The sequence below is a fragment of the Brevibacillus brevis NBRC 100599 genome (genome assembly GCF_000010165.1).
Taxonomy (GTDB): domain Bacteria; phylum Bacillota; class Bacilli; order Brevibacillales; family Brevibacillaceae; genus Brevibacillus; species Brevibacillus brevis_D.
The window spans coordinates 45,569-62,999 of sequence record NC_012491.1 but is presented as its reverse complement, the minus strand read 5'-3'; the positions used below and the strand labels follow the sequence as shown (position 1 = coordinate 62,999).

Genomic DNA, 17,431 nt, shown 5'->3' with positions numbered 1-17,431 from the left:
TCCCCCTTATTGTTTTTCTACCGGGCCATTCCAGCCGGACATACCCGGTAGCACATTGGTGATTTTGGTAAAACCTTTTTTGGCCAGCAACTGACATGCCATGTCGCTGCGTTTGCCGGATCGGCAGATCATGTAGATGTCGTCATCGAGCTGTAGCTCATCCAAACGCTGCTCTAATACTCCCAGGGGTATTGAAATAGCTACAGGAATGCGGTGAAAAGCGTATTCTGCCTGTTCTCGCACATCAATGAGCGTCAGCTTCTCGTTGGCTTCCAGCTTTTTTTGCAGTTCTTCATTAGATATGGTCCGCAAGAAATTCGTCTCCTCCTTCACCTCATGGGTACTCGCTTTTCGCAGGAAATGCTTCCATACTTCCCCCTCCTGAATCGAGCCCAAATATTCATGCCCCGTATTGTTTGCCCAGCTCTTCAGGTCAGCCAATGACCCTTTATCCGTCGCCTGTACCTCCATCACTTGACCCGGTAACATCTCTTCCATTGCTTTTTTTGTACGTACGACAGGCATTGGACATGCCAAGCCTTTGCAATCTAATGTTTTATCAGCAGAAAAATTCGATTGTACGGACATGTTGTCTACCTCCTACTTTTTGAATGAAAATGTGATCAATCAACTTTATACATATACCCCTATGGGTATTATAATATGCGCCTCGTTTTTCTTTGTCAATAGTCGAAACGTGACCGACCTACTCTTTCATACGTATTTTCTTAGAAATGAACTTGTATCAACATGGAGGCGCCCAATGAAACTAGCTGACCGGATGAAGGAAAAGAACACGAAGACAACAGAGCTGTCTATTTGGGGACCATACTTACGGGAAGAATGGGAAAAGCATTTTGCGAGCCATCTGACCGAAGAGGATAAAGAGAGGATTTTTCTCAAAAATAAAGACGGCTACCAGGGGTATCTGTGGCATTTATTCAGCTATAAACTGAGAGATTGTCTTGAACGCGAGGAAGCGGATGAAGCCTTTCAGCAGGTGGCCCATGAGTCGTACTATGTGTTTTACCAGCTTGCTAACGAAGTTCTGATTTTGGAAAATGCTGCGAGGTTTTCTGTCGCGGACTTGGAAAAGGAATACGATGTGTACATCGTGGATAAGGACTTTACGTGGACGTATGTGAAGACCCATGAAACCGAGTGGTGCGGGCCTTATTTTTGTAAGAAGTAGAATGGGGAAAACAAAAAGAGGAAGCATTCGGATACCTTTAGGGGTATACCGCTATGCTTCCTTTTTTGATGGATGGGTTGATTATCGTTTTTGGAGATACTGCAAACTGTTTTCCATGATTTCTTTGAAAGGGGGAGCAACAATTTCTTGTCCCCATAATCTTACCCAGAGGTCTGTATTCGGATTATCAACAGCTATGTAAACCAATAGCTTTGGATCATCGCTTGGTGCAAATCCGATAAATGAATACGTATATTTTCCATCGATGAAATTTCCTTGCTGGTCGCGTTTCTGCACTATTCCTGTACGCCCAGCGACTGTATGCTCTTTTATGGAAAAGGCTGTATCTGAGCCAGGTTTGTTGTTTACTAACGTCTCTAAAATTGCTCGAACCTGTTTGGCTGTTTCTACTGATATGACTCGACGCCCTTTGTCAATGTGATTCGTTTCCTCCCTCGTGACATGTGGTTTCATCAATTCACCCCCGTTGGCGATGGCCCCGACAGCAGCTACTTGTTGAATGGGAGAGGCAGAACCCCCAAGTCCATAAGCTGCCATTGCCTTATCATAGGGAGTATCCATGTTTGGTATCTTTCCAGACTGTTCATTTAATTGTTCTGTGCCCGTTTTCGCTCCAAAACCGAACCGTTCAAAATATTGCTGTAACGAGTCCTCTGGTATCCGTTCACTGAGCTTGGCAAAAGCGACTTGAGAAGAACGTTGGATACCCTCTAAATACGCAATCTGTCCCCAGCCCTTCCCAACATTATGGTCTTTTATAAACTTGCCCGGGGTAATCTCGTAAGTTCCGGACTCATAAGTTTCGTAGTTCTTATACTTCCCCTCTTCAATAGCAGCCGCCAACGTCACGATCGGAAATGCGACCACAGGATCTGACATCGCCCTGACTATGTGTGGAACTCGGTCAGTTGGTCTTTTCAGATTCCCCATCCCAAGAATTTCTCCGTTATTTGGATCGGTAACAATTACCGTCATATTTTCAGGCTGATAGGCTTTGTTGGTCTTATGTATCGCTTCTTCTATATAGTCCTGAATTTGTGAATCGAGGGTCAGAACCTTATCTGCTTGGGATGTCGTTCCTGCGGCTTGTACCTTTTGACTCCCCTCAGTATTCATCTGTTGTGCGCTCGGCACGGCCTCCGAAGGCATCCACTGATAAGCGATAAACAATAAAGCCAATGAAGCCAATGAAGCAACTGCGCCTCCGATTACCTTGGCATATTTTTTGCGCTTTTTCATTTGTTCGAGCAGCTCCCTTTCTCGACGGATATGACCCGCGATTTCACGTCGTTTGTCCTCGTCCATCTGAAGCGACGGAAATGCTTGCAGCACTGTGCTTATCTCTTTTTCTTCAAAAGATGGCGTCATGTAGATTAACCTCCCTGCCGCTATTGCCTATTTGTTTTTGCAATTCCTTGATCGCACGATGGAGCGTCGTGCTGACTTTTGCTTCACTCCAGCCCAAGATTTCTGCCGTCTCTGCTGTAGATACTCCCTCGATCAACCGCAGGATGAGAACTTCTCGATACGTGCTTTTCAAGTGATTCATCGCTTCATATACTTCTTGCAACTGTTCCTTTAACACCAATGCCTTCTCAGGTGTACGCTCTTTGGAAGTGAGGAGTCGGAGGACGTTTTCGGGGAACCAGTCCATCATTTTTTGCTTTCGCCTATTATCAATCGCTGTATGGCGTGCGATGGTCAGAAGCCATGTCTTGGGCTGTGCCCTTCCTTCGTAGCCTGATAAGGCTCTAAGCGCCTTTGTAAAAACTTCTTGGACTAAATCCTCGACATCTCTCCGTCCGGTAAAATACGCGAGGTAATTGTAAATATCATGGCCGTATTGCTGGAACCATCGCTCTATTCGGTCATCGGAATCCATTCGTACGCTCCTTTTTATGGGTTTGTACCTTATTAGACGCAAAAATGAGATTTGCTTACAGTTTTTTTGATAGAAAAAAGAAAATGCTGTCCCACCTAAGCTTTTATCTAGGAGGACAGCACCTTTTGACGATAATACGTTATTCAGTGGAGGCGTTTAAAAATGGAGAAAAAAAGTGTTAGAGAGACTAGAGTCTCGGATTATCGTGATATTTATTTGTAACCATACCATCAAGTTAATCGGATATATCCTTGGAGGTCCCTATGAATTGCTCTTTTCCAAAAAAAACGCTTCTTCTGCCGCCCAAGCAAACAGAAGAAGCAGTCTGGTTTTGAATTATACTTTGAACTTGTTGATCTGCTCCTGAAGCTCCTCCGCCATCTTCGAGAGGGAATCCGCTGACGAAGCGATCTCCTCTGTGGAAGCCTGCTGCTGCTCCGTAGCGGCAGATACGTTATGCACGCCACTAGATGCTTCCTCTGCAATCGCCGAAATCTGTTCTACGTAATTGACGACCTCGTCCGCGCTTGCCGCCATCTGTTCAGCGCCTGCGGATACTTCCTGAATCTCACTTGCCACCTTGTTGACTGCATTCGAGATATTCTCGAATGCCTGTCCGGCTGCTGTGACAATCTCCATGCCGCTTCGCGTCTCGTCGCTGTTCATTTTAACGGCTTCAACCGCTTGCCTTGTATCATTCTGGATCAGCTGCACGAGGTCAGTAATTCGCTGCGCAGACAATGAGGATTCTTCGGCCAGCTTCCGAACCTCTTCGGCAACGACAGCGAATCCGCGACCATGCTCCCCGGCTCTGGCGGCCTCAATCGCCGCATTCAGCGCCAGCAGGTTCGTCTGACTTGCCAAATTGTTAATGACCTCGGTGATCGTTCCAATCTCTGCCGAACGTTCTCCCAGACCCATAACCAGCTCGGAAAGGGACGTGATGGAATTCCGGACAGCACTCATCTGTTCGACCGCTGACTTGATAATCATATTACCTTCCTCAGATTGTTTGGCCGCGTCAACGGCCGATACCGATACGCTCTGTGCCAGCTGTGCGATCTGTTCCGAACTCAAAGCCATTTCGCCCATGGCCTGCGAGGAGTTCTTGACAATATTGACCTGTTCGGAGGTACCTACGGCCAGTTCCTCGACCGTTTGGGAAATTTGCTCCGATGCCTGCGCATTTTGCTCGGCGCTCGCTAGCAGTTCCTCCGACGAAGCTGCTACTTGCTCAGAAGTCGTAGCCACCGATTCAATCATGGTGCGCAGATTCGCTGTCATCGTGTTGAAGGAAGCCGCCAGCGTGCCCAACTCGTCCTTGTTACGCAGTACAATCGTCTCGCCCGTTAGATCGCCACTCGCGATTCGGACAGCGGCCTGATTCATTTTCTGGACAGGTTTTGAGATGATGTGTGACATGAAGAAGGCGATGAGCAGTGCAATAACAGCCGCTACGGACGTAGACACCAGAATGATAACAAACGCTTGCTGAGAAAGCTCTGAAGCGCTTTGACTAACCTGTCCGGCCCCCTCACTGTATATATCGATCAAGTTCTTGATATTATCATTGGCCTCGTACCACAATGGGTAGGCCACGCTATGTAACTTGCTTGCCTCATCATATTTGTTTTCTCTGCCCAACTTCACGAACTCAGGCATTTTTTCCAAGTATGCATCGTATTTGCTGTTAAACTCTTCGAACAGATTGGCAGCCTCACTGCCTTCCTTATTACTGGCATACACAAGCGTCTTAAGTTGCTTCCGTTCATCCTCGATTTTGACGAGCAGTTGATCCAGAACCTTCTTCTGCTTCGTGAGCTCCTCCTCGTTCTGTTCAACGATAATATCGAGCGCAAGACGCTCCACATCCGAAATGTCTCCATTCATCGTGCCAAGAAGGGTAACTGCTGGCATCCATGACTTATTGATATCCCCAGATATCGTGGTTACTCCTTTGATCTGGCTTAATGCAAAAACGCTGACAAATGCCAGCAACGCAACAACTGTAAGAAACCCCGCAAGTAATTTGGTGCGAAGTGAAAGCCCTGTTCTCCCCATTGTATTTCCCAACTTGCCACTCATGTTTCCCACTCCTCAGATGCAAATATATGAAACCAATAAATATATCGACATATAACGTAACGAAATGTAGAGTGAGGGAAATCGATTTTCCAGGGTCGATAATCCCATCGCAATAGCGGATGCAGCGGCATTCACAAGTGGCGGCAACTGATACAAAAAAATGAAGCATATCTCTGCCGCACTGGCAAAAATATGCTTCATTCTCTTCGATCCGAAAATCTAAGCGGAGAGAGTGGGATTCGAACCCACGCACGCCTCACGACGCCTAACGCATTTCGAGTGCGTCCCCTTATGACCACTTGGGTATCTCTCCATATTTAGTTTGTCAGAAACATTACTTACTATAGCAAAATACAGTCAAAAATGCAAGACTCATTCCTCTGTATGCCCCTTGATTTGCGCGGCTCATTAGGCCAAACTAATAACAGCACACACGATTGGTATCCGATCAGAAGAAAAGCGAGGAACATATATGAAACGTGAACGTTTGGACAAGGTGCTGGCCAATATGGCAATCGGCACGCGCAAGGAAGTGAAAGCATTAGTAAAACAGCGACTGATCGTCGTAGACGGCGTTGTCGCAACAGACCCAGGAATGCATGTCATTGCCGAGGAGCAAGAAATCCTTGTGGATGGAGAACCGCTTAACTTTAAGCGCTGGGTATATGTTTTGCTGAACAAACCACCGGGGGTGGTTTCAGCTACAGAGGACAATGTCCATGAAACCGTAGTGGACTTGCTCCCGTACGAGTGGGCAATCAAAGTGCACCCTGTAGGCCGACTGGATATTGATACAGAGGGTCTCTTGCTCTTGACCAATGACGGTCATCTCTCCCATAGCCTCTTGTCCCCGAAAAAGAAAGTGGACAAGGAGTACTTTGCCCGTATCGAGGGCCGGGTCACTGAGCGTCATGTTCAGGAGTTTGCCAAAGGCGTGGAATTAGAGGACTTCACTACACTGCCAGCCAAGCTGGAGATTATCTCTTCGGGAGAAACGTCAGAGATTCGTGTCACCATCATGGAAGGAAAGTTCCATCAGGTAAAGCGGATGTTTGCTGCTTTTGACCTGCATGTCGTGTATCTGCAACGGATTCGTATGGGCCCGCTTCACCTTGACCCGTCACTCGCCCCTGGTGAGTATCGCGAACTGACCGAAGAAGAGCTGCACATGCTGCAAAACGTAAACAAATAAAAACCGCCTGCAAACAGACGGTTTTCCAGACAGCCCGGTCATTCCTGTACCGGCTGTCTTTTTTTGCGCAATCCACGAAAGAATTCCTTGAGCATCTGCCCGCATTCCTCTGCAAGCACACCCTCGATAACTGGCACCTGATGATTGAAGCGTGGCTCCGCGAGCAGGTTCATTAATGTCCCGGCACATCCTGCCTTTGGATCGCGAGCGCCATACACGACCTTTTCGATGCGACTTTGAACGATTGCACCCGCACACATTGGACACGGCTCCAACGTCACGTACAGCGTACACCCGATCAAGCGCCATCCACCCAAGCGTTCACTCGCCTCCCGTATCGCGATCAATTCGGCGTGCAAGGTAGGGTCTTTTTGTGTTTCCCGCAAGTTGTAGCCGCGACCTACGATTTCCCCGTCGCGCACGATGACCGCACCGATTGGAACCTCACCAATCGCAGCGGCTTTCCGGGCCTCTTCCATGGCTTGTTTCATATAGTAATCATGTTCATTTTCTTGTATCACGTTTCCCTAAAGCTCCTTCAAAAAACATTCTTTCGTCCCAACAAACGGACCCTTTTACCCAAAAAAAAGTTGATTCAAGATGTTTTTGTCCCTACCCGTTCACATACTATCTGCGAGATTACATACATTAATGATGTAAGGAGAAGTATGCAAATCATTGTTAGCCTCTTTCTGGAGGGATGTGAGTGGGCTTAACCTCTGCAAATACGTTATTTGATCGCTTTCACAGTCCGACTAGAGGTCTACTGGCAAAAGAAGAAGTGTTTTCCCACATCGAACATACCATCTCATCAATAGGTGGTCCATTTGAAATTATTGTGGGGGCCGACTCTCAATTAAAAAGCCGCGGGACTTTTTTTGCTCTTGTTATCACAGTGATCCGTCCCGGCCATGGGGGTACCTTCTTTTATCACAAATTTCAGGAACGCCGGTACTCATCCTTGCAGCAGCGTATATTCCAGGAAGCGATGTACGCAGTCGGACTTGCCACAGAAGTACGCCAATATTTGCGGGACCGCCACTTAGATACTCCCATCCGCCTGCATTTTGATATCGGCACGAATGGTCCTACCCGTAAGTTTATCCAGTCTTTGTTGAGCTTAGCAGAAACCAATCACTTTCGTGCCGAGATCAAACCGAACTCCTTCTGTGCATCTACGATTGCCGACAAGTACACCAAGTAACAAAACAGGCGGATTGCTAATGGGGCGTCCGCCTGGCTTTGTTTTGCCCTTATCCTGTTGGTTCAAACAATTCGGGACAGGCTGCTGCATCTCCTGCCCACCGTGTTTTTCCCGCTCACAGAGTGATTGACAATGTACGAGACGTGAGCTATCATAAGCTTTAATTGAAGCGTTTTCACAAGGCGTGTTACTGGTAATGCAGGCATGAGCCGAGAAGATCTTTTTCTTGTTAAAAAGGTTTTTTCGGCTCTTTTTTCTGATTAACGTCATGGTTCATCGGCGTTTTTCATTAAATTGGATGTGACCGCTTGCGGTAAGCAAATACGGTCATGGACCGTTTTTGTCTATCTAAAGGTGGTGGAATGGATTGTCCCGTGAAAAGGAAAAAACGTACGCAATTACGCGTGTGTTGAACCATAATGTCGTACTCGTGGAAGAACCCGGATCCGGACAAGAAATTGTCCTGTTCGGAAAAGGAATCGGATTTGGCGCAAAACCCGGGAATACCATCCCCGCCCATGACTTGCGAGTGGAAAAGCGCTTCAGGCTCGAAAATGAAAGTCATCAGAAGCAGTATCAGAACATTCTGAGCCAAGTAGATCCTGCTGTCGTAGGAATTGCGGAAGAAATCATCGCTCTCATTGCGAGTGAGATCACGCCAGAATTGAACGAACACGTCCACGTTGCCTTGCCTGACCATATCCAGTTTGCGATCTATCGGCTCAATAACGGCATGGAGATCGTGAATCCCTTCTTGTTCGAAATCCAGACGCTGTACACGAAGGAGTACGCACTGGCGAACCGGGCAGCGGATATGATCAAAAACGCATTCGACCTGGACATTCCCGACAGTGAAATCGGATTTCTGGCCTTGCACATTCATTCCGCGATCAGCTACGTCCCAGTAAAAAAGGCTGTCCAATTCACCAACATCATCACAGAGTTGGTAAGCCTGATTGAAGAGCAAACAGCCATTACGATTGAACGCAGTACGATTGATTACGTTCGCCTCATTACCCATTTGCGCTTTGCCGTTGAGCGCATCCGTCAACAAAAATTCATCAAGAACCCGCTTTTGGACCGAGTCAAAACCACTATGCCAGAAGCCTATCAATTGGCAACAGAGCTGGCTCAATACATCTCCACCCGTCTTGAGATCGCTGTACCAGAAGACGAGGTTGGTTACATGGCTCTGCACCTTTATCGCTTATTACAACAAAATTAAATCATAATCCTGCGTGTTACTAGCTCGACTAGGCATGAGCGGTGAGATCATACGGACATAGTAAGTATGTCGTCGTATGAATTCAACCGTCTCATGCCTTTTTTGGTTCAGACGCAAAAGGAGGATATTATGCTACGCGGTCTTTTTTCCCGGAAAAAACAACAACAAGAGGTAACCTTTCTTGCACCATTAACAGGTACCGTACTCCCTCTGTCCGAAGTTCCTGATCCTGTATTCGCAGGTAAAGTCGTCGGTGATGGTGTAGCGATTCTGCCAAGTGCAGACACTCTCGTCTCCCCTGTCGATGGAAAGGTAACACATCTTTTCCCTACTCACCATGCTATCGGGCTGTCGACTGAAAGTGGTCTTGAGATATTGATGCATATTGGAATTGATACCGTGAAATTAAACGGGAAGGGCTTTACCCCATTTGTCTCGGTTGGCGATCAAGTGAAAGCTGGCGACAAGCTCATCCAATTCGACAAGAGCGTACTGGAGGATGCGGGCTGTCCGATTGTGACACCCATCGTCATTACAAACGGTGATCGGGTTGCTGAAAAAAATGTAGTGGCAAAAGCAACTGTGCAAGCAGGTCAAGAGCCACTCATGACTGTCGTCTTAAAATAAACGAAGTGCATGGTTGAGGGAGGTACAGCATGGTTCAATTTGAAGTAACCGTCAATGTAGAGGGTGGGCTCCACGCGAGACCAGCTGCTCTACTCGTGAATTGTTCGTCGCAATCTCAGTCAAAGATTACGTTGAGCAAAGGGACAAAACACGCAGATGGCAAAAGCATTCTTGGCATCATGACGTTGGGTGTCTCCCAAGGCGATACCCTGACCGTTCAGATCGACGGAGCGGATGAACAAAACGTAGCAACTGCGATTCAGCAGCTATTGGAGCAATCCTCGTCAAACATATAGTGTAAACGACGGACAGGAAGGTGAAGGATGTATGTTAAAAGGAATCCCGGTTTCCGCTGGTATTTCGATTGCCCCTGTTTTACGCCTCACACACGAAACAGCCATCACGCAGGCAGAGTCCATCACTCCAGTAGATACGACTCAGGAGCTTGGACTACTTAGCAAGAGTGTAGAGCAAGCACGCGAACAACTAGAAAAGCTAAAAGAACAAACAGAGGAACAACTAGGCTCGGAAAAGGCAGCCATCCTCTCTGCTCATATCGCCTTTCTGGATGACCCGGCATTTGTCGGGGAGATGAGTGCGCTCATCGAAAATCAACAACTCGCGGCATCTACCGCCGTTTCGCAAGTAGCGGATCAGTTCATCGCTCTCTTTGAGAGTATGGACGATGCCTACATGAAAGAGCGCGCGGATGATATTCGTGATGTGAGCCGCCGTCTAATTCGAAATATTTCGGGCGGTGACACCGTCATCTCCTACCCGGAGGAGCCTTTTATCCTGGTTGCATGGGACGTCACCCCATCCGAGACGCTTCAGCTTCCACTCCAGCATGTACGAGGAATTGTCACGGCAAAAGGCGGCGCTACCTCTCATGCAGCCATCTTGGCACGCTCTCTCGGAATTCCCGCTGTCATGGGTGCAGGCGATGCCTTGATGGAAAAAGTAGACTCCGGAAGCTTGCTGATCATCGATGGAACCTCTGGACAACTGATTGTTTCACCTGATACGGGTACACTGGCTACCTATCAGGAAAAAGCCGCGCAGGAAGAAAAGGAACGCCAATTGTACGAAGCCATTAAGGAACTGCCTGCCGAAACCACCGATGGCCACTGTGTTCACCTGATGGCAAACATGGCTGTGCCAGAAGAATCTGATGCATTGATCGAATCTGGTGTAGAAGGAATCGGTTTGTTCCGCTCCGAGTTTTTGTTCATGGATCGAAGCACCCTTCCCGATGAGGCCGAACAATTTGCTGCATACAAGCATGTAGCCGCTGCTTTTGGCGACAAGCCAGTCATCATTCGCACCTTGGATGTTGGCGGCGACAAGCATTTGCCAGCACTCGCGCTACCACAGGAGGAAAACCCGTTCCTTGGCTTCCGCGCCATGCGCATCTCGTTAGCCAGACCGGAATTGTTCCTGGTGCAATTACGCGCGCTCTTGCGTGCCAGTGCATTCGGTCGCCTGCTGATCATGTTCCCGATGATTTCCCATATGGAGCAGCTTCGTGAAGCCAAACGATTGCTGGAGCAGGCAAAAGCAGAGCTACGGGCAGAAGGGATCGCTTTTGACGAGAATATCGCAGTCGGCATGATGATGGAGATACCGGGTGCCTGCCTGCAAGCAGATGTGTTTGCGAAAGAGGTAGATTTTTTTAGCATCGGCACGAATGATCTCGTTCAATATACGCTGGCAGTAGACCGGATGAATGCCAATATCGCCGAGCTGTACAGCTACTACCATCCAGCCGTATTACGACTGATTTCCCAAGTCATCGAGGCTTCCCATCGGGCAGGTATTTGGACCGGGCTGTGTGGGGAAATGGCGGGAGATCCGTTGGCAACCAAGCTCTTGCTCGGATTGGGGCTCGATGAGTTCAGCGGTGCCGCTTCGGTCATGCCAAAAGTCAAAGAACGTATCCGCTCCACCAGCTTAGAGGAAGCGAAAAGATTGGCTGAACACGTCCTTACACTCTCTACTGTAGACGAGGTCGTTCAGTATCTGAAAGACAGAGCCTTATAAAAGGTTTTGTCGCCCGAATAGTGAAAGCGCTTCCATATTATCGATCAGAATGGTCTCTCTCCGGCTTATTCCTTGTGCCCTCATCATTTTGCCATTCATCCGGAGAGCGGCTTCCCTGATAAATTCATCCCATTCCAAGGAGGTTTTATCCTATGCTCGCTTTTCTGCAAAAGATTGGGAGAGCCCTCATGCTCCCGGTCGCAACGTTGCCAGCCGCAGCGATTTTGCAAAGCTTTGGTCTTCTCAAATTCGAGAAGGATCTCAATCTCGGCGCCTTTGGTGCATTTATGGACACGTACATCGCTCCGCTTTTGGCTGCTGGTGGTTCAGCCATTTTTGACAACCTGGCATTAATCTTTGCTATCGGTGTTGCGATTGGCTTGGCTGGAGATGCTGTTGCTGCTTTGGCCGCCGTCATTGCCTACGTCGTATTGACGAAAGTACTTGCAGCTGTTCCTGCTGCCATGCCTTTCATTGCGGATGATGTAAAACTGAACATGGGTGTCATTGGCGGTATTTTGGCGGGTGCTATTGCAGCGTTTTTCTACAACCGCTACCATTCGATCAAGCTGCCTGAATGGCTGGGCTTCTTTGGTGGAAAACGCTTCGTCCCGATCGTCACTTCCCTTTCCATGGTTGTCGTCGGCTTGATTTTCGGAATCATTTGGGGGCCGATCCAGATTGCCCTTGACTCATTGGGTTCTTGGATCGTAGGTCTCGGCGCAACTGGTTCCTTCTTCTTCGGATTCTTCAACCGATTGCTCGTTCCATTTGGTCTGCACCACGTACTCAATGCGATTGCCTGGTTCCAAATCGGTGACTTTACTGATGCGACAGGAAAAGTGGTACACGGCGACTTGCATCGTTTCTTTGCGGGAGACCCATCCGCAGGAATGTTTATGACTGGCTTCTATCCGATCATGATGTTCGCACTTCCTGGAGCGGCTTTCGCTATTATTCACTCAGCGCGTCCAGAAAAACGCAAAGTAGTTGCTTCTATGTTTATTGGTGCAGCTCTCGCTTCGTTCCTGACTGGTATTACCGAGGTAGTTGAGTTTGCGTTTATGTTTGCTGCTCCACTCTTGTATTTTGTTCACGCAATATTGACGGGTGTGTCCGGGTATATCGTGACCTCTTTGGGCATCAAGCACGGCTTCGGATTCTCAGCGGGTCTGATCGACTACGGTATCAACTACCACCTCTCTACGAATGCTTGGATGATCATCCCGATTGGTCTGGCATTCGCCGTGATCTACTACGCCCTGTTCCGTTTCCTAATCGTGAAGCTGAACCTCAAGACACCGGGACGTGAGGATGACGAAGAAATGACAACTACAGCTACGGGAAGGAACAATTCGATGCAGGATAAAGCGATCCAAGTGCTCACTCACATTGGTGGAAAAGAAAACGTCGTTAGCGTAGACGCTTGCATCACTCGTTTGCGTCTCATCTTAAAGGACGATAAGAAGGTCAATGACAAAGCTTTGAAGGACCTCGGTGCAGCAGGTGTTATGCGACTGGGTCAAGGAAGCGTGCAAGTCGTCTTCGGAACCCATTCCGAGCTGCTAAAAGAAGAGATTAGCAAGCTGTAAAAGATAAAGAATGCCCGGTCACGGTGAAATCCGTACCGGGCTTTTTTCTGCTTCCTGAATGGGTAACGGACGCGACCCGGCATCATTCCCACCATGTGTCGTACTATATGGGCATCGCGCGTTGTTTTCCAACTCCTTTTCAAACATGACTAAGCGCTCGAGAAATCCCTCGCAAGCTGGCATACTCTGTGGCGCCATCATTTCAATTTCGTAAGCGACGGTCTTTCTCCATATTTCCAGCTGCCTTCTATTTGCCTCCCAAGCGTTCAATCCATCCCACTCCTTTTGCTAAATCAGCAAACCATTCTGATAAAAAGATCAAGCATGCTGCATCGTAGCTTTTTCGCCAACACTGGCAAATGATTAGCCTTGAAGTCATATTCTCCCTTCTCGTACTTCAAGTATGTCGAAGCATTTCGAAACCCGAGTGCTTCCGCCATTTCTTGCAAGGTTAGCTTGCACTCATTACGTCGTTGCGCGATAAACGGGAGGTTGAGCCGTTCCACCAGTTATCCCCTCCTGATTTGCAAAAATGGCAAATATTTATAGTTACATCATAGCCTTTCAATTTTAGCAAAGTCAACACAGATTTTGTCATATTAGCAATCTTGTTTTTTCCGTTTTGGAAAATTGTTAGAATGGAATTGCCAAAACGATAGAGGTGGTTTCACGATGTCCATAGTTGGTCAACGCATAAAATGGCTGCGCGAACAAAAACAATGGTCACAACTTCAATTAGCTGAAAAGCTGGGCATACATAATACAGTACTTTCGCGGATCGAGTCAGGTGAAAAGAAGGGCGTCGATGCTCATCTGATTTCCAAAGTCGCAGATTTATTTGAAGTATCCACCGATTTTCTCCACGGTCGCACGGAGGAACCATCTTGGCAACGCGGTTCTGTCCGGGAAACACCGGCGACCTTTTTGGATGTCGATGGCCTGACAGAGAAGGATCTAATTGAGGTCAAGCGCCATATTGAATTTTTAAAGTGGAAGGCTTTGCAAGAAAAGAACGAAAATCCTTCTTAAAGATTAACTAACGGATAACAGAAAAACCCCTGTCTCCAGGGGTTTTCATCGTGGCAAGCGTCAGGCATACTCTCCTGATGCTTTTTTATATAGGCTGTGTTATTCTTCGCTGTCGTTCGCCATTTCGTCTGCATTCAACTCGATCCAGCTCTGCGACCAGGACTCAATTCCTTTGAGCACTGGAGTCAAAGCTTTCCCCATTTCCGTTAAGGAATACTCTACGCGGACAGGAGCAGAATCAGTAAACACCTGCCGATGCACGAGTCCTTCCTTCTCCAAATCCTTCAAACGCTCAGAAAGTAGCCTTCCGCTTACTGGCAGGGCCCCTTCCAATGCACAAAATCGCTGTGGTCCCGACAACAACTGGAATAGAATTAGACCTGTCCATCGCTTCCCCAACAACTGCATACCTTTTTCGAACTTTGGACAGAGGGTAGACTGCTTCATAGGTATCACCTCATTCTCCTTTCAGTATACCGCTCTTTGTTCCATCCATCAAAAGCAATGATGTGAATCAACCTTGAAAATCGCACTTGCCAACTACTGGGATTTTATTGAATCACTTGACTTAGGAAATTATTATTGTATACTTACTAACGAAAAGTAACTTTATTACGCATTTAAATTTTCGGAGGGATTCATACATGTCTAATCGTTTTGAATGGAGCACACTTATTCTACGTGTGATTGCTGGTCTGACTTTTGCCATTCACGGAGTGGCTAAATTCCAAATGGGGCTGGAGAATGTCGCTGGTTTCTTCGGGACCATGGGACTTCCTGCATTCATTGCTTATCTGGTAGCCTTCTTGGAGGTAGTAGGTGGTATTGCCTTGATTCTGGGTCTGGGTACTCGCGTGTTCGCAGGTGCGTTGTCTGTTGTCATGCTTGGTGCGATCTTTAAGGCCAAGCTCGCTGCCGGCTTCATGGGCGGTGAAGGTGGAGCTGGTTATGAATTGGATCTGGCCTTGCTTGCGATGTTGGTTGCTCTTGGTATCAGCGGCAGCACCAAGTTCGCACTCGACGCTATTCTGTTTGGAAAAAGATCGGTGGAGTAATACCATTGTGAAACATATAAAAGCCAAGTCGAAGGGCACATTTTGGAGCCCTCTGACTTGGCTTTTTTTATTCCTTTTGCGGTGATTCCTCGATCATTTTTTTATTGATGACCCTTATTTTGTCTGCTGGTGATTGCTCGTCCTTTGCACTAATAAATACGGAGTTGTCTCCCGCTTCAAAAAACATGACATAATCCTGGTCGGCCATGCTCTTCTCTTCACTAACGGGCGCCCCCAGATTTTTACGAATGGTGTCCAGATTCGTTTCATTGAGATGAAGACCGGCCAAATCAATTCCATATACGCGATCTTGCCCATCGAAATAAATGAGCGCACTCTTTAGCTTCTCAAAGACTTCATAACGCCCGCCATCCCAATAATCCTGTTTCGTTACTTTGCCGTATAGCGCAGAAACCTCATCCCGCTTCATCCCGATGTGGATATCGAAGCCACTGATTTCGTTTTTGGCGAGCAGTTTTAAAAATTGATCATCCAGAATGATTTGGCCCTCAGTAGTGGATTGATTTTCTTGCTTTTGGTCACCACTGGCATTTCCCGTCTCTTGCTTCTGCTCGGCTACAGGCTGTTGTTTAGAATCTGTTGGTACGCTCGTTTCAGATGAACAGCCTCCCACAATCAAACCTGCCATTACGGTCATACACACCCATTTTCTCATCCGAATTCGCTCCTTTTCTTCCTCTTGAATGGTCTCAACGCAACTTCATCACTCGTATGACGTATCTTTTAGTAAAAAGTGAGGTGTTGGATGAATGCCACTCTGGTTACTCGTCGTACTTATTTTCGGAGGTCTCTTGCTGATTGGAGCTATCATCGATTGGATTGCCAAGCGCCGGAAGCAGAGAGTCCTCATAGAGCGTAACAACCGTGATTCCCATTCCTTTGATGAAGGATACGATCCGAGAAATAAAGACGAATATCTCAATTGATAGACGCTACTCCCCATCATTTGGTTACGAAACTGTCCCTAACAAAAAAAGACCCCAGAAAGGGTCCCCCTTACACCACAACGCTGATGATAATTCCTGATAAAATGCTGACGAGTGTTGCCCCGTATAACAGCCTCAATCCAAACCGGGCGACGACATTTCCTTGTCTTTCATTCAAGCCTTTTACCGCGCCAACAATTGTCCCGATGGAGCCAAAGTTCGCAAACGAGATCAAAAACACAGACACGATGGCGATCGTTCTTTCGCTTAACTGGCTTTGAATCTTCGTAAATTCGAGGATGGCGACAAACTCGTTCGCCACTATTTTGGTAGCCATGATACTACCCGCTTGTACAGCTTCGTGCCAGGGAACCCCCATAAGAAAGGCGAGCGGGGCAAAGACGTACCCTAACAAAGCTTGGAACGAGATACCGAATACTGCACTGAATAACCCGTTCACCATCGCAATGAGTGCAATAAATCCGAGCAGCATCGCGGCAACGACCACGGCTACTTTAAATCCATCCAGAATGTACTCCCCGAGCATTTCAAAGAAGGCCTGTTTCTCTCCCCTCTCTTGATCCAATAAGTCATCTTCCGGCTCCACTTCATACGGCGTAATAATGGAAGCAATGATAAAACCACCAAATAAGTTGAGTACCAATGCAGCTACCACATACTCCGGCTTGACCATGGTCATGAAGGAACCCACGATCGACATAGATACGGTGGACATCGCAGAGGCGCACAGCGTATACAGCCTGTTTTCGGGAATGGCACCGAGCTGTTTTTTCACGGTAATAAACACTTCGGACTGCCCAACAATCGCCGAAGCAATCGCATTATAAGACTCCAATTTTCCCATGCCATTCACTTTACTCAATACGAGCCCTACGTACTGAATGAATAAAGGGAGTATCCTTGTGTACTGCAAAATGCCGATCAGTGCCGATATGAACACAATGGGCAGCAAAACTTGCAAGAAAAACGGCGTCGCACCCGGATTCGCAATGCCACCGAAGACAAAATTAATCCCTTCGTAGGCATACTTCAGGAGTGTGGAAAAACTGTTGGCAATGCCTGATATGAGAATGAGTCCAATACTGGTTCGCAACAGCAGCAAGCCAAGTACGATCTGAATCAGAATCATGATGAGGATAGGGCGATACCGAATGTGCTTTTTATCACTACTTGCCAGCCAAGCAAGCAAAAATATTGTAATCAAACCTATTCCTGCGATGATATAATTCATGCAACCAACTCCGATCCGCTTATCTCGCTCCATAATCTTCCCAAATGAGCATAAAAAAACCCTTCTGAACGATGAATAATCGAACAGA

21 protein-coding genes and 1 tRNA gene are annotated in these 17,431 nt (G+C 47.4%); 11 read left to right on the top strand and 11 right to left on the bottom strand.

Annotated features, from left to right (window positions below):
* Positions 1 to 6: 6 nt before the first annotated feature.
* Positions 7 to 588 (bottom strand): sulfurtransferase TusA family protein, encoded by a 582-nt coding sequence (locus BBR47_RS00405; RefSeq protein ID WP_012683831.1) that lies wholly within the window; start codon positions 586 to 588, stop codon positions 7 to 9.
* 175 nt (positions 589 to 763) lie between these two features.
* Here BBR47_RS00405 and BBR47_RS00400 point away from each other — a divergent pair, with 175 nt between their 5' ends.
* A complete protein-coding gene (locus BBR47_RS00400) occupies positions 764 to 1,192 on the top strand; it encodes a DUF4275 family protein (protein ID WP_012683830.1) in 429 nt (142 codons plus the stop codon).
* 81 nt (positions 1,193 to 1,273) lie between these two features.
* Here BBR47_RS00400 and BBR47_RS00395 read toward each other — a convergent pair whose 3' ends face one another.
* The 4 genes from BBR47_RS00395 to BBR47_RS00380 form a co-directional block, all read right to left on the bottom strand.
* On the bottom strand, positions 1,274 to 2,581 hold the full coding sequence (locus tag BBR47_RS00395) for a penicillin-binding transpeptidase domain-containing protein (RefSeq protein WP_012683829.1): 1,308 nt from the start codon (positions 2,579 to 2,581) through the stop codon (positions 1,274 to 1,276).
* Positions 2,565 to 3,095 (bottom strand): RNA polymerase sigma factor, encoded by a 531-nt coding sequence (locus BBR47_RS00390; protein WP_012683828.1) that lies wholly within the window; start codon positions 3,093 to 3,095, stop codon positions 2,565 to 2,567. Before BBR47_RS00390 ends, BBR47_RS00395 begins: the two co-directional genes overlap by 17 nt.
* A gap of 336 nt (positions 3,096 to 3,431) precedes the next feature.
* The gene (locus BBR47_RS00385) at positions 3,432 to 5,180 is read right to left on the bottom strand and encodes a methyl-accepting chemotaxis protein (protein WP_012683827.1); all 1,749 of its coding nucleotides are present in this window, start codon (positions 5,178 to 5,180) and stop codon (positions 3,432 to 3,434) included.
* A 224-nt stretch (positions 5,181 to 5,404) separates the two neighbouring features.
* Positions 5,405 to 5,493, bottom strand: a tRNA-Ser gene (locus tag BBR47_RS00380).
* Positions 5,494 to 5,652: 159 nt separating this feature from the next.
* Here BBR47_RS00380 and BBR47_RS00375 point away from each other — a divergent pair.
* Positions 5,653 to 6,372, top strand: a complete 720-nt coding sequence (locus BBR47_RS00375) for a pseudouridine synthase (RefSeq protein ID WP_012683826.1) — start codon at positions 5,653 to 5,655, stop codon at positions 6,370 to 6,372.
* A 38-nt stretch (positions 6,373 to 6,410) separates the two neighbouring features.
* On the opposite strand, the gene tadA is transcribed toward BBR47_RS00375, so the two are convergent.
* Complete coding sequence (gene tadA, locus BBR47_RS00370; RefSeq protein WP_012683825.1) at positions 6,411 to 6,893, bottom strand: tRNA adenosine(34) deaminase TadA; 483 nt, start codon at positions 6,891 to 6,893, stop codon at positions 6,411 to 6,413.
* Positions 6,894 to 7,078: 185 nt separating this feature from the next.
* On the opposite strand from tadA, the gene BBR47_RS00365 reads away from it, so the two are divergent.
* The 6 genes from BBR47_RS00365 (at position 7,079) to nagE (ending at position 13,060) form a co-directional block, all read left to right on the top strand.
* Positions 7,079 to 7,576 (top strand): ribonuclease H-like YkuK family protein, encoded by a 498-nt coding sequence (locus BBR47_RS00365; protein ID WP_012683824.1) that lies wholly within the window; start codon positions 7,079 to 7,081, stop codon positions 7,574 to 7,576.
* 367 nt (positions 7,577 to 7,943) lie between these two features.
* Positions 7,944 to 8,801 (top strand): glucose PTS transporter transcription antiterminator GlcT, encoded by an 858-nt coding sequence (gene glcT / locus BBR47_RS00360; RefSeq protein WP_012683823.1) that lies wholly within the window; start codon positions 7,944 to 7,946, stop codon positions 8,799 to 8,801.
* Positions 8,802 to 8,930: 129 nt separating this feature from the next.
* Positions 8,931 to 9,428, top strand: a complete 498-nt coding sequence (locus tag BBR47_RS00355) for a PTS sugar transporter subunit IIA (RefSeq protein WP_012683822.1) — start codon at positions 8,931 to 8,933, stop codon at positions 9,426 to 9,428.
* A 29-nt stretch (positions 9,429 to 9,457) separates the two neighbouring features.
* Positions 9,458 to 9,724, top strand: a complete 267-nt coding sequence (locus BBR47_RS00350) for an HPr family phosphocarrier protein (protein ID WP_012683821.1) — start codon at positions 9,458 to 9,460, stop codon at positions 9,722 to 9,724.
* Between the two features lie 31 nt (positions 9,725 to 9,755).
* Complete coding sequence (ptsP, locus tag BBR47_RS00345; protein WP_012683820.1) at positions 9,756 to 11,468, top strand: phosphoenolpyruvate--protein phosphotransferase; 1,713 nt, start codon at positions 9,756 to 9,758, stop codon at positions 11,466 to 11,468.
* 152 nt (positions 11,469 to 11,620) lie between these two features.
* Positions 11,621 to 13,060 (top strand): N-acetylglucosamine-specific PTS transporter subunit IIBC, encoded by a 1,440-nt coding sequence (gene nagE, locus BBR47_RS00340; protein WP_012683819.1) that lies wholly within the window; start codon positions 11,621 to 11,623, stop codon positions 13,058 to 13,060.
* An 18-nt stretch (positions 13,061 to 13,078) separates the two neighbouring features.
* Here nagE and BBR47_RS00335 read toward each other — a convergent pair whose 3' ends face one another.
* A complete protein-coding gene (locus tag BBR47_RS00335; RefSeq protein ID WP_041749190.1) occupies positions 13,079 to 13,330 on the bottom strand; it encodes a hypothetical protein in 252 nt (83 codons plus the stop codon).
* Between the two features lie 23 nt (positions 13,331 to 13,353).
* Positions 13,354 to 13,566 (bottom strand): helix-turn-helix domain-containing protein, encoded by a 213-nt coding sequence (locus tag BBR47_RS00330; protein ID WP_012683818.1) that lies wholly within the window; start codon positions 13,564 to 13,566, stop codon positions 13,354 to 13,356.
* A 166-nt stretch (positions 13,567 to 13,732) separates the two neighbouring features.
* Between BBR47_RS00330 and BBR47_RS00325 the strand changes: the two genes are divergently transcribed.
* A complete protein-coding gene (locus tag BBR47_RS00325; protein ID WP_041749189.1) occupies positions 13,733 to 14,089 on the top strand; it encodes a helix-turn-helix domain-containing protein in 357 nt (118 codons plus the stop codon).
* A gap of 99 nt (positions 14,090 to 14,188) precedes the next feature.
* Here the strand turns inward: BBR47_RS00325 and BBR47_RS00320 are convergent, their stop codons facing one another.
* The gene (locus tag BBR47_RS00320) at positions 14,189 to 14,536 is read right to left on the bottom strand and encodes a winged helix-turn-helix transcriptional regulator (RefSeq protein WP_012683816.1); all 348 of its coding nucleotides are present in this window, start codon (positions 14,534 to 14,536) and stop codon (positions 14,189 to 14,191) included.
* Positions 14,537 to 14,733: 197 nt separating this feature from the next.
* Between BBR47_RS00320 and BBR47_RS00315 the strand changes: the two genes are divergently transcribed.
* Complete coding sequence (locus BBR47_RS00315) at positions 14,734 to 15,144, top strand: DoxX family protein (RefSeq protein ID WP_012683815.1); 411 nt, start codon at positions 14,734 to 14,736, stop codon at positions 15,142 to 15,144.
* A 67-nt stretch (positions 15,145 to 15,211) separates the two neighbouring features.
* Here BBR47_RS00315 and BBR47_RS00310 read toward each other — a convergent pair whose 3' ends face one another.
* Positions 15,212 to 15,820: a hypothetical protein gene (locus BBR47_RS00310; protein WP_012683814.1), complete on the bottom strand. Its 609-nt coding sequence runs from the start codon at positions 15,818 to 15,820 to the stop codon at positions 15,212 to 15,214.
* Positions 15,821 to 15,914: 94 nt separating this feature from the next.
* Between BBR47_RS00310 and BBR47_RS31115 the strand changes: the two genes are divergently transcribed.
* Positions 15,915 to 16,091 (top strand): hypothetical protein, encoded by a 177-nt coding sequence (locus BBR47_RS31115; protein WP_007719793.1) that lies wholly within the window; start codon positions 15,915 to 15,917, stop codon positions 16,089 to 16,091.
* A 70-nt stretch (positions 16,092 to 16,161) separates the two neighbouring features.
* Here BBR47_RS31115 and BBR47_RS00305 read toward each other — a convergent pair whose 3' ends face one another.
* The gene (locus BBR47_RS00305; RefSeq protein WP_012683813.1) at positions 16,162 to 17,343 is read right to left on the bottom strand and encodes a NupC/NupG family nucleoside CNT transporter; all 1,182 of its coding nucleotides are present in this window, start codon (positions 17,341 to 17,343) and stop codon (positions 16,162 to 16,164) included.
* Positions 17,344 to 17,431: the final 88 nt, after the last annotated feature.